Source organism: Nocardioidaceae bacterium SCSIO 66511 (assembly GCA_023100825.1).
Classification (GTDB): Bacteria; Actinomycetota; Actinomycetes; order Propionibacteriales; family Nocardioidaceae; genus Solicola.
The window spans coordinates 4,008,181-4,022,062 of the sequence record CP095846.1 but is presented as its reverse complement, the minus strand read 5'-3'; the positions used below and the strand labels follow the sequence as shown (position 1 = coordinate 4,022,062).

Annotated in this window: 15 protein-coding genes and 1 riboswitch; of the genes, 9 read left to right on the top strand and 6 right to left on the bottom strand. The window is 67.1% G+C overall.

The genetic code is table 11. From position 1 onward, the window contains the following. Nucleotide 1 precedes the first annotated feature (1 nt). From otsB to MU582_19080, 6 genes are all read left to right on the top strand, one after another. Entirely contained in the window at nucleotides 2–826 is an 825-nt protein-coding gene (gene otsB / locus MU582_19105) for a trehalose-phosphatase (GenBank protein UPK74523.1), read from the top strand. Between the two features lie 63 nt (nucleotides 827–889). Continuing rightward, a riboswitch (SAM riboswitch) is annotated at nucleotides 890–1,027 on the top strand. 10 nt (nucleotides 1,028–1,037) lie between these two features. Continuing rightward, complete coding sequence (gene thrC, locus MU582_19100) at nucleotides 1,038–2,297, top strand: threonine synthase (protein UPK74522.1); 1,260 nt, start codon at nucleotides 1,038–1,040, stop codon at nucleotides 2,295–2,297. 17 nt (nucleotides 2,298–2,314) lie between these two features. Next, nucleotides 2,315–2,590: a MoaD/ThiS family protein gene (locus tag MU582_19095; protein ID UPK74521.1), complete on the top strand. Its 276-nt coding sequence runs from the start codon at nucleotides 2,315–2,317 to the stop codon at nucleotides 2,588–2,590. Between the two features lie 39 nt (nucleotides 2,591–2,629). Further along, nucleotides 2,630–3,001 (top strand): metalloregulator ArsR/SmtB family transcription factor, encoded by a 372-nt coding sequence (locus MU582_19090; GenBank protein UPK74520.1) that lies wholly within the window; start codon nucleotides 2,630–2,632, stop codon nucleotides 2,999–3,001. Then, nucleotides 2,998–3,624 carry an SRPBCC domain-containing protein gene (locus tag MU582_19085; protein ID UPK74519.1) on the top strand — a complete coding sequence of 209 codons (627 nt, stop codon included), beginning with the start codon at nucleotides 2,998–3,000 and terminating at the stop codon, nucleotides 3,622–3,624. The genes MU582_19090 and MU582_19085 overlap by 4 nt, the downstream gene beginning before the upstream one ends. Before the next feature lie 161 nt (nucleotides 3,625–3,785). Continuing rightward, nucleotides 3,786–3,986, top strand: a complete 201-nt coding sequence (locus MU582_19080) for a cold shock domain-containing protein (protein ID UPK74518.1) — start codon at nucleotides 3,786–3,788, stop codon at nucleotides 3,984–3,986. A 93-nt stretch (nucleotides 3,987–4,079) separates the two neighbouring features. Here the strand turns inward: MU582_19080 and MU582_19075 are convergent, their stop codons facing one another. After that, nucleotides 4,080–5,150, bottom strand: a complete 1,071-nt coding sequence (locus MU582_19075; GenBank protein UPK74517.1) for a hypothetical protein — start codon at nucleotides 5,148–5,150, stop codon at nucleotides 4,080–4,082. A 33-nt stretch (nucleotides 5,151–5,183) separates the two neighbouring features. Then, nucleotides 5,184–6,104 (bottom strand): EamA family transporter, encoded by a 921-nt coding sequence (locus tag MU582_19070; protein UPK74516.1) that lies wholly within the window; start codon nucleotides 6,102–6,104, stop codon nucleotides 5,184–5,186. Between the two features lie 72 nt (nucleotides 6,105–6,176). Here MU582_19070 and MU582_19065 point away from each other — a divergent pair, with 72 nt between their 5' ends. The 3 genes from MU582_19065 (at nucleotide 6,177) to groL (ending at nucleotide 10,166) form a co-directional block, all read left to right on the top strand. Continuing rightward, nucleotides 6,177–7,082 (top strand): LysR family transcriptional regulator, encoded by a 906-nt coding sequence (locus MU582_19065; GenBank protein UPK74515.1) that lies wholly within the window; start codon nucleotides 6,177–6,179, stop codon nucleotides 7,080–7,082. Between the two features lie 91 nt (nucleotides 7,083–7,173). Next, complete coding sequence (locus tag MU582_19060; protein UPK74514.1) at nucleotides 7,174–8,283, top strand: hypothetical protein; 1,110 nt, start codon at nucleotides 7,174–7,176, stop codon at nucleotides 8,281–8,283. Nucleotides 8,284–8,519: 236 nt separating this feature from the next. Then, nucleotides 8,520–10,166, top strand: coding sequence for a chaperonin GroEL (gene groL / locus MU582_19055; GenBank protein UPK74513.1), 1,647 nt, complete (start codon nucleotides 8,520–8,522; stop codon nucleotides 10,164–10,166). A gap of 87 nt (nucleotides 10,167–10,253) precedes the next feature. Here the strand turns inward: groL and MU582_19050 are convergent, their stop codons facing one another. From MU582_19050 to MU582_19035, 4 genes are all read right to left on the bottom strand, one after another. Further along, the gene (locus MU582_19050) at nucleotides 10,254–11,429 is read right to left on the bottom strand and encodes a hypothetical protein (GenBank protein ID UPK74512.1); all 1,176 of its coding nucleotides are present in this window, start codon (nucleotides 11,427–11,429) and stop codon (nucleotides 10,254–10,256) included. Continuing rightward, nucleotides 11,426–11,941, bottom strand: coding sequence for a SigE family RNA polymerase sigma factor (locus tag MU582_19045; GenBank protein ID UPK74511.1), 516 nt, complete (start codon nucleotides 11,939–11,941; stop codon nucleotides 11,426–11,428). The genes MU582_19050 and MU582_19045 overlap by 4 nt, the downstream gene beginning before the upstream one ends. A 179-nt stretch (nucleotides 11,942–12,120) precedes the next feature. Beyond that, nucleotides 12,121–13,266, bottom strand: a complete 1,146-nt coding sequence (locus MU582_19040) for a hypothetical protein (protein UPK74510.1) — start codon at nucleotides 13,264–13,266, stop codon at nucleotides 12,121–12,123. After that, nucleotides 13,263–13,769: a SigE family RNA polymerase sigma factor gene (locus MU582_19035; GenBank protein UPK74509.1), complete on the bottom strand. Its 507-nt coding sequence runs from the start codon at nucleotides 13,767–13,769 to the stop codon at nucleotides 13,263–13,265. Before MU582_19035 ends, MU582_19040 begins: the two co-directional genes overlap by 4 nt. Nucleotides 13,770–13,882 lie beyond the last annotated feature (113 nt).

Genomic DNA, 13,882 nt, shown 5'->3' with positions numbered 1-13,882 from the left:
CATGACCGAGATCGTCACGGCAGACGGTGCGCGCGCGATGGATGCGATCCGCCGCGACCCTGCGGGCACTTTGCTGGCGCTGGACTTCGACGGCACCCTCGCACCGATCATCGACAATCCGGACGACGCGGCGGCCGATCCGCGGGCCGTGACTGCGCTCGGGCGACTCGGTCCGCTGCTTGCCCGGATCGCGATCGTGACGGGGCGGCCCGCCGACGCGGCCGTCCGACTCGGCGGGTTCGCCGGAGTGCCAGGACTCGAAACGCTGACCATCCTGGGCCAGTACGGCGCCGAGCGTTGGGATGCCCCCGACGGCCCGACTATCGCTCCGCCGCCTCCTCCGGCAGTTCGAGAGGTCGAGCAAGCTCTGCCGCAGTTGCTGGCCGAAGGCGGGTTGGCGGATCTGCGTGTCGAGCACAAGAGCCGCTCGATCGTGTTGCACACCCGCGGGCGTGCGAACCCGGAAGCCGATCTTGCGAAGTTGGACGGGCCGGTACGAGAGCTGGCGGAGCGGCTGGGCCTGCTCGTCGAACCGGGGAAGAGCGTGATCGAGCTTCGCAGCGGCGAAACCGACAAGGGGGTCGCGCTGCACGCTCTGCAGCAAGAGACCGGTGCGCGCCAGGTGGTGTTCGCCGGTGACGACCTCGGCGACCTACCCGCGTACGACGCTGTCGACGAGCTGCGTACGCGCGGCATTCCGGGGCTGCTCGTCGCATCGGCATCGCATGAGCAAGATGCCCTCGTCGCGCGCTCCGATCTGGTGCTACCCGGTCCGGCGGCAGTCGCCGAGTGGCTCGGCGCGCTCGCCGACGAACTCGCCGCCTGATGCTCGGCGTCCACATTTCGGACGCGATTAACAGCATCTGAGACGACTCGCTACGCTGGAGCCCGCTCATCAAGAGGGGCAGAGGGATACGGCCCGACGAAGCCCCGGCAACCAGCCAGCGATACAACTGCGCTCCGTGCGCTCGCCGGTCATGGTGCTAATTCCGTCCCGCGCCGAAGGTCGGCCCGGGAGAGATGAGGAGGAGGCCCTCGTGAGCGCAGTCATCGACACCCCACCGACGACCGGTACTTTCGGCCACGCGACGAACCTGCGATGTCGCGCCTGTGGCACCGAGCAGCAACTCGGTCCGTACTACGCCTGTCTGGAGTGCTTCGGCCCACTCGAGGTCGCGTACGACTTCCCGCCGATCACGCGCGAGCAGATCGAATCCGGTCCGAAGAACATCTGGCGCTACCGGTCGCTGCTGCCCGTACGCGATGACATCGCCACGATTCCCAACGTCGAACCCGGCTTCACCCGGCTGATCCAGGCCGACAACCTGGCGCGTGAGCTGGGTCTGCGCAAGCTCTGGGTGAAGGACGACTCCGGCAACCCGACCCACTCGTTCAAGGACCGCGTCGTCGCGGTCGCGCTCGCCGCAGCCCGCGAGCTCGGGCTCGACGTGCTCGCGTGTCCCTCGACCGGCAACCTGGCGAACGCCGTCGCCGCGGCCGCCGCTCGGGCCGGCATCAAGAGCGTCGTGTTCATCCCCGAGGACCTCGAGCGGCCGAAGATCGTCACGACGGCGGTGTACGGCGGGACGCTGGTGGCCGTACGCGGCAACTACGACGACGTGAACAAGCTCGCCAGCGAGATCGCCGGCGAGGAGGAGGGTTGGGCGTTCGTCAACGTCAATGTCCGGCCGTACTACGCCGAGGGATCGAAGACGCTGGGTTTCGAGGTCGCCGAACAACTCGGCTGGCGTCTGCCGCAGCAGGTGGTGATTCCGGTCGCATCGGGTGCGCAGCTGGTCAAAGTGGACAAGGGCTTCCGCGAGTTCGTGTCGCACGGGCTCGTCGAGGACACGCCGTACAAGATCTTCGGCGCCCAGGCCACCGGGTGCTCGCCCGTTGCACAGGCGTTCCGCGACGGCCACGACGTCGTGCAACCGGTGAAGCCCGACACGATCGCGAAGTCGCTCGCGATCGGCAACCCGGCTGACGGGCCGTACGTCCTCGACGTCACCCGACGTACCGGTGGCACGGTCGAGGACGTCAGCGATGACGAGGTACGCGAAGGTATCCAGCTGCTCGCCCGAACCGAAGGCATCTTCGCCGAGACCGCTGGCGGAGTCACGGTTGCGACCCTGAAGAAGCTGGTCGATACCGGCCAGCTCGATCCGGATGCCGAGACCGTCGTGTTCAACACCGGCGATGGGTTGAAGACACTCGACGCCGTCGCGGACCGGGTCGGTCCGGCTGCGACGATCGACCCGACGTACTCGGCGTTCACTGCCGCCGATCTGATCTGAGCGAGGAGCGAACCACTATGAGCGTGACCGTCCGCATTCCCACCATCCTGCGCACCTACACCGGCGGGGAGTCTCAGGTCGACGCCGAGGGCGAGACGCTTTCGGCGGTGATCGACTCGCTTGACGGCAGTTATCCGGGTATCAAGGCGCGGGTCGTCGACGAGCAAGGTGCGCTGCGCAGGTTCGTCAACATCTACGTCGGCAACGACGACGTGCGCTTCTCCGACGGCCTCGACACGGCGACACCCGACGGCACCCAGGTGTCGGTGATCCCGGCGGTCGCGGGCGGTTAAGACTGGACTTATATAAGTAGACGCTGATACTCTGCGGGGGTGGACGCGTTCTCCGTAGTCGGTGACCCGGTTCGCCGACGCATATTGGAGTTGCTGGCCGAGTCAGAACTGTCCTCCGGGGCCATGTGCGAGGCCATCCAGGCAGAGTTCAAGATCAGCCAACCGGCGGTATCGCAGCATCTGAAGGTGCTGCGAGATGCCGGGTTGGCGTCGGTACGCGCCGTCGGCGCCAAGCGGCTCTACTCGATCGAGGTGAGCGCGCTCCGCGAAATCGACACGTGGCTCGACCGTTTTCGTGCCGTCTGGGAGCCCCGGCTGGATGCGTTGGCGACAGAGGTCGCGCGCGGCAAGCGGGACCGACGCCGCGATGCGGGATCGAGCCGATCGGATACAGCGAGGAGCGCATCATGATCGACGTCGACCGCGAGGTCAACGAAGTACGCCGCGAGGTCGGCGGTCAGGTACTCGAGGCCGGTCAGGGTTGGGTGGTCCGTTTTCGTCGTTCGTACGACACGACGGTCGCCGACCTCTGGAGCGCGTGCACAACTCCCGAGCGCATTGGGAGATGGCTCGTACCGGTGACCGGCGACTTGAAAGTCAGCGGGCATTATCAGCTGGAGGGCAACGCCGGTGGCGAGGTGCTGACCTGCGAGCCGCCGCACTCGTTCACCGCCACCTGGGAGTACGGCGGCGACGTCAGCTGGATCGACGTTCGCTTCGACGAGGACGACTCTGGTGACGCCCGAGTCACCGTCGAGCATCTGGCGGTCGCGGGCGAGCATTGGGCGGAGTTCGGGCCCGCCGCGGTCGGTATCGGATGGGAGCTGGGTCTGTTGGGCCTGGGCGCCGAGCTCACCGGAGATCCCTGGAGCCACGAAGCGGGCATGGCGTGGTCAGCGTCGGCGGACGGCGTCCGCTACATCGAGCTGAGCGGGCGCAGTTGGGCCGACGCGCATGAAGCGGCCGGAACTCCGGCAGATGCCGCCCGGGCCGCCGCAGAGCGGACTGTTGCCGCCTACACGCAGTCGGAGTGACCTGCTCATTCGTACGGCTCCTGAAATGCAAATGTTGACGAGCTCATGAACTCCGCACGAATGCCGCGCTGGGATAGGGTCAAATCCGAGCGGTCTTAGTGACCGCTCATATCCACAGGGACCAGCAGAATGGTCTTCAGCACGAGCAACTTGGAGTACGTATGGTGCGCGGCACCGTGAAGTGGTTTAACGCAGATAAAGGCTACGGCTTCATCGCCGTCGACGGTCAGGACGACGTGTTCGTCCATTGGTCCAAGATCAAGTCCGAAGGCTACAAGACCCTCGAGGACGGCCAGGCCGTTGACTTCGAGGTCGTCGATGGGCCGAAGGGTCGAGAGGCACACGAGGTCAGCGCGGTCTAACCGCTTCACCCAACACTTGAATTCACTCTTGGCATAAGAGATCGGCCCGACCTCCGCGAAATGCGGGGGTCGGGCCGATCTGTTAGAGCGAAGTCACCGCTTCTTCTTGCGGTACGCCTTGTACATCTTCAGAACCTTGCGGTCGAAGTACGGCGAACGAATGAACTTCGGGTGCTTACGCTTGCCGACACCGTTGCTCACAACACCGTTGAGGGCCGAGCGCTTCTTCTTGCCGATACGTACCTTGCCCTTGATCCACGGCCCGCCGCTGGAGCCCGGGGTGAGGTTGTGGCAGCGCAGCTTGATCTGCTTGCCGTGCACCGCGCGATGGCTGCGCTTGCGGCACGACGTCTGCTTGTCACCCTTGCGACCGAGCTGGGAGTAGCCGACCGCGGCGAGGCGGCGCTTGTGGCTGCGACCGACCTGCAGGCCGTAGCCGCCGACGTTCTTCACCAGCTTCTTCTTGGTGAACTTCACCGGCTTCACCAGGGCGAGGGCGGTGTCGTAGTTGAAGTTGCTGCGCTTGATCCAGCCCTTCATCGCGACCTTCGTGGTCGCGCCGTACACGCCGTTCGGGGCGGTATTGCCCGGCCCGTAACCCGGTACGAAGATCCACTTCTTGTGCCAGCCCTTGCCGCGGCCGCCGTGGACGCAGTGACCCGCGGTCATCACCATGTTCTTGCGCTTGGAGTTGATCGCAGCGCCGGAGCACACCATGTTGACGCCCTTGCGCGTCTTGAAGAAGACCTTGCCGATCGTCTTCGACTTACGGACCTTCTTCTTGCGCGCATCTGGCGAGCTCGGAAGCGCTGCCTTGGACACCAGCTGCGGCCTGGTCGGCTCCGGTGCGGTACGCGACGCGGACGGCTGGTGCTTTGCCGCCTGGCGGGTGATTCGATCGCCGGGTACGGCGTTCGCCATCCGCTCGGGCGTCCAGTACTCCGCGGCGCTCTGCGCACGCGCGGCGGCGAGGTTGACGGTCTGCGATGCGTACGGCACTGGTTCCGCGGTCTTGCGAGCGGGATCATTGCCGGCTTCAGCAGTGGACTCGGAAGCAGTTGCCATCGTCGCTGGCAGGGCGAGCCCCGCGACGAGAGCAGGTGCCGCGGCGACAGCGACGACGCGTCGCACCCGCCGCCCCCGTGTCGGCTGTGTCAAGCGCATGTACATCTCCTGAATCGATTTTGTGACTACCCGTCACCGGGCAACTGCCCGATCGTATCGGTCTTGTGGCTTGAGCCCCGCGCGCCGGGGGCGTCGTCGGGCGCTCCCGAGCAGGACGCCGGCAACCACGATCGCGCCGCCGGCGACCTCGTACGCGCTTACCCGCTCGTCGAGGAACACCGCCGCCGCGGTCATTCCGGTGACCGGGACGAGGAGCGAGAACGGCGCGACCACGCCGGCGGGATGTCGACTCATCAGCCAGGTCCACAGGCCGGACCCGAGGACGGTCGCGATGATCACGGTGTACGCCAGGCCGAGCAGCGCCGGCAGCGCTTCCGGGGTGAGCGCGCTGGTCAGTGAGTCCTCGATGCGATCCGGTCCTTCGACGAGCAGCGCGACCGCGGCCATCGGAATCGGCGGTACGACCGACATCCACAGGGTCAGCTGAAGTGGGTTGCGGGGTCGGGCCTGCCGACTGCATACGTTGCCGATGGCCCAGCCGAATGCGCCCGCGAGGGTCAACAGGAACGGCAGTACGGCGGCGATCTGAGCGCGATGTGAACCAACGACCGCGAGGCCGCCGATCGCGATCACGATTCCGAGCACCTGCCGGCCGGACACGCGCTCGCGCAGCAGCGTTGCGCCGAGAATGACGGTGAACGGTGCGGATGCCTGCAGTACGAGCGAGGCGAGCCCGGTCGGCATGCCGGCAGACATGCCCCAGTACAGGAAGGCGAACTGGAGGACGCCGAAGCCCGTGCCGTAGCCGACGAGCCAGCGGATGCGTACGCCGGGCCAGGGTACGAAGAGCACCGTCGGTACCGCGATCAGGGCGAACCGCAGTGCGACGAGGAACATCGGCGGGAAGTGTTCGAGGGACAGATGGATCGCGATGAAGTTGATCCCCCACAGCACCGCGACAGTGGCGGCAAGCGTGCGATCACGGATGGGCATGACCTCCATGGTCCGGACGCTGTTCTATTAGCACAAGCAAAAGTTTGTGCATTGTCCATGTAGGTTGCCTACATGGATATTCGCCACCTCGAGCTACTCCGAGAGCTCGCGGAGCGCGGCAGCGTAACCCGGGTTGCCGCCGCCACGCACCGCACACCGTCGGCGGTCTCGCAGCAGTTGCGTACTGCGGAGCGAGACTTCGGCGTACCTCTCGTCGAGCCACACGGGCGCGGCGTACGTCTGACCGAGGCCGGGCGCGTACTTGCTCGCGCCGCCACCGGCGTCGCGACCGCACTCGAGTCCGCACGCGCCGAATGGGACGAGTTCCGCAACGCGCCGAGCGGGCGGGTGACGATGGCGGGCCTCGCGAGCGCGGCGGAGTTCCTGGTACCGACGGCGCTGCGCGACCTCCGAGACCAGGGAATCCGGGTGACCTTCACAGACGAGGACGTCGCCGAGGCCGATTATGCGTCGCTGACGCTCGACCACGACATTGTCATCGCGCACAGTCTCGCCGAGCGGCCCAGCGCGGACACTGGCCATCTTCGGATCGAGCCGCTGGTTCGAGAGCCTCTCGATATCGCGCTGTACTCATCCCATCCGCTCGCCGGGCGTACGCGGGTGACGCCCGAGCAGATCGCCGGCGAGACCTGGATCGGCGTACCGCCGGGGTTCCCGTTCGAGTCCGTCCTCGATGCCGTCGCCGCACACACAGGCACGACCTTGACGTACGCCCAGCGCGGTATTCGCGACAACCGACTGGTCGAGGCGATGGTGGCGGCCGGTCACGGGCTCGCGGTGCTCCCGCGGTTTACCACGCGCCCCCGCGACGGGATCGTTCTGCGCCCGCTCGCCGGCATCCCGACGGCCCGGTACATCTTCGCGCTGATTCGTCCCGATCGCGCCGAGCGGCGGGCCGTGCGTGCTGCACTGACGGCGCTCGTGCGTGCCGCCGAGGCCGTCGACTCGGCGTACTGAGTTCGCCCAGCGAGGTCCCACCCCACCGAGTCGTGCTGTTCACCCTGACGGGGGAGGGATCCGAATGGCCCGCGGGTGAGGGTTGTTCGTCATGGGAGCAACTCCGAGAACCTTGTTCGCGGCGGCCTGCGGGTCGCTGTTCGTCGCGTCGGTCGGCCTGCTGTGGTGCGTCGATGCCGACACGTACCCGTTCGGGCCGGGCGACGACTTCGGCGACAGCTCATTGCTCGGTGCGGCCGATCACCGGCTCGCCGGAGCACTCGCTATCGGCGTCGGCGTGCTCGGGCTGCTCATCGCCGCCGGGCTGAAGTGCCTGCGTGGTCCCGGGAGTCGATTTCTGCTCGCCCTCGCAGCCGGGCAGGCGATCGCCCTCGGGCTGTTGGCTCCGGACATTCAGATCCTGATCCTGGCTGCCTATCTGCTCGCGTTCGTACTCCCGCCCGTGCTGCTGGGTACGAAGCTGCGCGACGGTCTGCGGAATCGACGGACTCGGTGGTACGTCGCGTCCGGGATTGCCGGGCTCGTGACGCTCGGCGTCGCCGGGGGAGTGCTCCGGGTCGACACCATGGCTGACCTCGGCCGCGGCGTCGGCGGCGGGTTCGCCGAGGTCGGCGCGCGGCCGCTGTATCTGCTGTTGATGCTGGCCGTCGCTGGTTGTTGGGTCGGTGTCGTCACCTCGTATGTCAGAGCGGCCGGGCCGGGCCGGGCCGTCATCGCGATTCGGGCGTGGATCGCCCGCTGGGGTGTCAGCGCGACGTGGGTCGCGGCGCTGAGCCCGGTCCCGTACGCGCTGTCAAGACTCACCTGGCTCACGCCGTGGCCGTTCCTTGCGGGCGACACCGAACTCGAGCCGTCGATGCGGTTGATGGGCATCCTCCTCGGACTTGTCTCCGAATGCTGCCTGTGGCTGACACTCGGGCTGATCCGTCCGCGCGGTGAGGTCTTCCCGCGGTGGGTGCCGTTCGTCGGTGGCCGCGTCGTACCGGTGATGGCGGCGGTGATCCCGGGCCTGGTCGGTGGGATGCTGCTGACGATCGCCGGCCGCTCGATGATCCAGCAGGGTCTGTTCGTGGAGAGCGAAGTGTGGCTCGTGCTGATCCTTCCGTTGTGGCTGTGGGGCCCTGCCCTTGTGGTCGCGACGCTCGCGTACTGGCAGCGGCGCAGCCCCCAAGCGACCCCGGCGCTCACCCGGGCGGGCTGAACGCGCCGAGCACGGTCGCCACGACAAGGTCCGGGCCGCCGTTTGCACTCGTCTGTGCCGAGTGCTAAACATGAGGCTGGCACTCCCGATAAGAGAGTGCCAGCAGCATCGAAGTAAGCGGACCGAGCCGATGAGGCTCCGCGCCCCGGCGAGACGGGATCGTCGACGGCGAGGGGTCGTCCGTCGCGGGCATCACTCGGGCCATCCACCTCTACGCGTTAGGAATCGCGGGAGATATGTCGAAGAGCATTGCGTTCAACGAGGACGCCCGGCGCGGTCTCGAGCGGGGTATGAACACCCTCGCCGACGCCGTGAAGGTGACGCTCGGCCCCAAGGGCCGCAACGTCGTCCTCGAGAAGAAGTGGGGCGCTCCCACCATCACCAACGACGGTGTGAGCATCGCCAAGGAGATCGAGCTCGAGGAGCCGTACGAGAAGATCGGCGCCGAGCTCGTCAAGGAAGTAGCCAAGAAGACCGACGACGTCGCCGGTGACGGTACGACCACCGCGACCGTGCTGGCTCAGGCCATGGTCCGCGAGGGTCTGCGCAACGTCGCCGCGGGTGCGAACCCGATGGCGCTCAAGCGTGGCATCGAGACCGCGGTCGAGGCCGTCAGCTCGCAGCTGCTCGGCATGGCCAAGGACGTCGAGACCAAGGAGCAGATCGCTTCGACCGCCTCGATCTCGGCCGCCGACCCGCAGGTCGGCGAGATCATCGCCGAGGCGATGGACAAGGTCGGCAAGGAAGGCGTCATCACCGTCGAGGAGAGCAACACCTTCGGCCTCGAGCTCGAGCTCACCGAGGGTATGCGCTTCGACAAGGGGTACATCTCGCAGTACTTCTACACCGACCCGGAGCGCATGGAGGCCGTCCTCGAGGATCCGTACATCCTCGTGGTCAACTCCAAGATCAGCAACGTCAAGGACCTCGTGCCGGTGCTCGAGAAGATCATGCAGTCGGGCAAGCCGCTGCTGATCATCGCCGAGGACGTCGAGGGCGAGGCGCTCGCCACCCTGGTCGTCAACAAGGTCCGCGGTACGTTCAAGTCCGTTGCCGTCAAGGCGCCTGGCTTCGGCGACCGCCGCAAGGCCATGCTGAACGACATCGCCATCCTCACCGGTGGCCAGGTCATCAGCGAGGAGGTCGGCCTGAAGCTGGAGAACGCCGACCTGAGCCTGCTGGGTTCGGCCCGCAAGGTCGTAGTCACCAAGGACGAGACGACGATCGTCGAGGGCGCCGGTGACGGCGACCAGATCCAGGGTCGGGTCAACCAGATCCGCGCCGAGATCGAGAACAGCGACTCCGACTACGACCGCGAGAAGCTGCAGGAGCGCCTGGCCAAGCTGGCCGGCGGTGTTGCGGTCATCCAGGTCGGCGCGGCCACCGAGGTCGAGCTGAAGGAGCGCAAGCACCGCATCGAGGACGCCGTTCGCAACGCGAAGGCTGCCGTCGAAGAGGGCATCGTCGCCGGTGGCGGCGTCGCGCTCGTGCAGGCGACCGCTGCGGCGTTCGAGAAGATCGACCTGAGCGATGACGAGGCGACGGGCGCGGAGATCGTACGCTCGGCCGCTTCGGCCCCGCTCAAGCAGATCGCGGTCAACGCCGGCCTCGAGGGCGGCGTCGTGTCCGAGAAGGTGTCGGGTCTGCAGACGGGTCACGGCCTCAACGCCGCGACCGGTGAGTACGTCGACATGGTTGCCGAGGGCATCCTCGACCCGGCCAAGGTCACCCGCTCGGCGCTGCAGAACGCATCGTCGATCGCGGCGCTGTTCCTCACCACCGAGGCCGTCGTCGCCGACAAGCCGGAGAAGGCTCCGGCAGGCGACCCGACCGGTGGCATGGGCGATATGGGTGGCATGGGAGGCATGGGTGGCATGATGTGAGTCGATGCCGACTCGCTCGTAGCTTCCCGCTACACGGACACGGCCCCCGGCGTACGCGCCGGGGGCCGTTGTCTGTGCGGACTCGGTCTACCTGACCCCGCCGTCGGCGAAGACGGCATCGGGGCCGTCGATGTGCTCGATCACCGTGGTGCACGTGCCGGACGGGATCTCGCAATCGTCCATGCGCTGACCAGAACCGGTCCTGACGATCACCAGCAGGCTTCCGTCGGCGTCGAAGGTGACATCATCGACGTCGGGCACGTCGATCGAGACCTTTCGTCCGGTGACGACGTTCTGGGCCACCGGGACCGGATTCGCACGATCTCGTTGCGGCATGATGAAATCCTGCGGGTCGATCACTCGCCACTGCCCGTCCGCGGACATCGGCATGGACTCCGCGTCACGAGTCTCGTCCCGGCCCAGCCGGGAGACGTCGGTCGACGCAGGCAGTGGGGCTCGATCCGGACCGCCGTACGCGTCGCCCGGCCCGTCCAAAACCAACTGTCCCGGGCCTGCGGCCGCGAGCGATGTGCCCGGATCCGTGAGCGGGTACAACCGCTCACCCGCCGGCCGTTCGGGTGCCCAGACGATCGTGCTGTCGCCCGAACGATCGTCGGACGCCGTGAGGTACACAGTTCCGTTCTCGACGACCTGAGCGGTGGCGTAATCGCAACCCGCCGCGATCTCTGCGCAGGAGAAGGTCGGACTCGTCCGCACCTTTCCAGTGCTCGCATCGAACAGGCTGACCGTCACGTCGCCGCGGAAGTAGTGCGCCCACGCAGCTTGGCCCCCGGCCGTGTCGGAGGCGACGATCGCCCATCCGTCGCGTTCTCCGGGAGGGCTGTCCACCGCGGCACCGAGTGCTTTCTCGCGCCCGGAACCGTCGATCAGGTAGGGGACACCGTCGTCGGCGAGATACACCAGTCCCGCCTTCGTCATCGCCGGCATCTGGGCAGATCCTGCGTGTTCGGCCTCGATGGCGCGGCCGGCCCAATTGAGCAAGAACGAGTCCTCGGTCGACGTGAGGTAGGCGGCGGAGTGGCCACCCGGCGCGTTGGCCGGTTCGATCTCGTCGGTGCCGCCGCCGATGCCATGCACGGCGTACGTACCGGCCGCGACGACGGCCAGCGTTGCGAGTGCGGCACCTCCGACCCGTACGGTCGAGCGCCGGCGTCCGCGCTGGTGGATCCGGTCCAGGTCCGGGGCCGGTGCGGGACCGGCCGCGTCGTCGATCGATTCCTTGATCAGCTGGTCGATGTTCACAGGGCCTCCCCCTCAGTCATGGTTACGGTTTGAAGGTGGCTTCGTAGGGCCTTGATCCCGTGGCTCGCCTGGGACTTCACGGTGCCGGGCGCGATTCCGAGCACTGCGGCGATGTCCTTCTCGCTGAGGTCCTCGTAGTACCGGAGCACCACGACGGCGCGCTGCCTCGGCGGCAACGCCTGGATCGCCTCCCACAACGTCGCGCGATCGCTCACTGCCTCGGCATGCCCGGGCGCCACGGCATCCGGAGGCGCGGCCGACGACCTTTCGACGTGTCTCCAGCGCCGCCGCCAGGCGGTCACGGTCTCGTTGGCGACGATGCGGTGTACGTAGGCCTCTGGGCTGCCTGCCCGGCGCACCTTGCGCCAGTTGGCGTACGCCTTGGCGAACGCGCTCTGCAGCATGTCTTCCGCATCGGCCCGGTTGCCCGTCAGCGCGTACGCCGTGCGGAACAGCCGCGGCCAAGCCGCCAGGATGAATGCGTCGAACTCGTCGCGCTCACTGCGTCTCATGCGCCCCTCCGCCTCGCCAGTATTGACCCTGCCGTCATCCGTGACGACTGCCGGCGGCGATTCGGTTGCACGGCCGGGCCCCACACCCACCCGCCGACGTACGCCGTCGTGCCACATGAGCCCCTTCTATTGGCACGACCGCGTACCTCGGCGGGACCGGCGGCCCTGAGCGGTGTCTCTCAGGAGCCGGCGAAGTCGCTGGACTGGCCGAGGTCATCGACAACCGTCGAGCACTTGCCGGATGGGAGTACGCAGTCCATGAGCCTACGGGCCTTGCCGCCGTTGCCGTTTGTCATGACCAGGACGCTGCCGTCATCGTCGATGCGCGCATTCCCCACCGACGCCGCGAGCTCGACCGACTCGCCGGTGTGGACATTGACGGCCGAGAGCGTGTCCTCGCTCTGTGTCTCTTCCTTTCCGGAGAACGTGAAGCGCCAACGCCCGTCTGCGGTGACGACCGAGGTGAGGTCCGAGCCGTAGAGCTTGACCGGTACCACTGTCCAGTCGGCCCCGATCGGCTCGCCGTCGTGGTCGTACACGTCGCCCTTTCCGGCGACGAGCATGGTCTTGGCCGCGGTCGTCGTCACCTGCGTGCCGGGCTCCGTGACGGGGTACACCTGGTCGGCGCTCGGTAGCGACGGGTCCCAGCCGACGGTCAACGGGCCTTGCTTCGAGTTGGCTGTGAGATACACGACGCCGTCTGCAACCGCGGTCACGTACCCACATCGGCCGTCATCGGGTACGACGGAGCCGCAGTCGATGTTGCGACGGGCGACGACGTCTCCGAGCTCGGCGTCGAACAGGCTCACCGAGAACTCGCCTCCGGTGTCCGAAGCCCATGCCGCGTATCGGTGATCGGCCGAACCGGCCAAGCTCTGCCAAGCCTTGTCCGAGTCGTTCGGGTTGGTCGATTCGCCGATTCTCGCCTCCGTGCCGTGACGATCGATCAGATACGGGAAATCGTCGGAACCGATGTAGACGAACCCGGCCGACGTCACCGTGCTCGCCTCGAGCGTGTCTCCGCGCGCGTGCCCGGCCTTGTACGTGTGTCCGTCGAGGTGGACGCGGTTCGGATACGTGATGTACGTGGCGACATCGTCCGCGGTGCCGACCGTCGGCTCGACGGGCGCGTCGGAGCCGAACGGGTCGACCGCGAAAACGCTCACGGCGGCGATCACCCCGGCGGCTGCGATCGCGGGCAGGAAGATCCGTGCTTTCGCTCTACGGCGTACGCGGGCGCGTACGCGTACAGGCTCGGGCTCGCTCTTCGGCAGGGAGTCGACGCCGTGATTGAGCGACTCCCGCACGAGTTCGTCGATGTTCATCGGTTGTCCGCCTTCGCGGTCGATGCCTCGCCGAGGGCGAGGCGAAGCTTGTCGAGTGCCGCCTTGCATTGGCTCTTGACCGTCCCGGTCGATACGCCGAGGACCTCGGCGGTCTCGCGTACGTCGAGGTCCTCGTAGTACCGGAGTACGAGGACGGCGCGTTGCCGTGCAGGGAGGCGCTGGATATCTCGCCATACGGCATCGCGCGTCGCGTACGCATCTTGCGGTGCGGCGGACGCGGTCTCGGGTGGTGCAGCAGTCGACTGCTCGCGTCGTCGCCACCGCAGCCTCCACGACGAGGTCGACTCATTGACCAGAATCCGCCGCGCGTACGCCTCGGGACGCTCCATCTGCAGCATCCTCGGCCACGCCTTGTACGCCTTCACGTAGGAGTTCTGCAGCAGGTCGTCGGCGTCGTGCCGGGACCCGGTGAGAGCGAGCGCGATCCGATCGAGATGCGGCCAGGTCCGCGTGACGAACTCGGAGAAGTCGTCGTCGGCCATGTCGCACCCCTTTCTCGGTCCACGGTTCTCGCGCACCGTCACAATGAGAACGCGATACATCGACAATCGGTTGGATCTGAATGGACCCGAATCCACCCGCCGAGGTACGCCGT

Bases quoted from the DNA above. Each gene is read 5' to 3' on its own strand.
- otsB (UPK74523.1), top strand. From the start codon at position 2: ATGACCGAGATCGTCACGGCAGACGGTGCGCGCGCGATGGATGCGATC.
- MU582_19095 (UPK74521.1), top strand. From the start codon at position 2,315: ATGAGCGTGACCGTCCGCATTCCCACCATCCTGCGCACCTACACCGGC.
- MU582_19085 (UPK74519.1), top strand. From the start codon at position 2,998: ATGATCGACGTCGACCGCGAGGTCAACGAAGTACGCCGCGAGGTCGGC.
- MU582_19080 (UPK74518.1), top strand. From the start codon at position 3,786: ATGGTGCGCGGCACCGTGAAGTGGTTTAACGCAGATAAAGGCTACGGC.
- MU582_19075 (UPK74517.1), bottom strand. From the start codon at position 5,150: ATGCGCTTGACACAGCCGACACGGGGGCGGCGGGTGCGACGCGTCGTC.
- MU582_19070 (UPK74516.1), bottom strand. From the start codon at position 6,104: ATGCCCATCCGTGATCGCACGCTTGCCGCCACTGTCGCGGTGCTGTGG.
- MU582_19065 (UPK74515.1), top strand. From the start codon at position 6,177: ATGGATATTCGCCACCTCGAGCTACTCCGAGAGCTCGCGGAGCGCGGC.
- MU582_19060 (UPK74514.1), top strand. From the start codon at position 7,174: ATGGGAGCAACTCCGAGAACCTTGTTCGCGGCGGCCTGCGGGTCGCTG.
- groL (UPK74513.1), top strand. From the start codon at position 8,520: ATGTCGAAGAGCATTGCGTTCAACGAGGACGCCCGGCGCGGTCTCGAG.
- MU582_19045 (UPK74511.1), bottom strand. From the start codon at position 11,941: ATGAGACGCAGTGAGCGCGACGAGTTCGACGCATTCATCCTGGCGGCT.
- MU582_19040 (UPK74510.1), bottom strand. From the start codon at position 13,266: ATGAACATCGACGAACTCGTGCGGGAGTCGCTCAATCACGGCGTCGAC.
- MU582_19035 (UPK74509.1), bottom strand. From the start codon at position 13,769: ATGGCCGACGACGACTTCTCCGAGTTCGTCACGCGGACCTGGCCGCAT.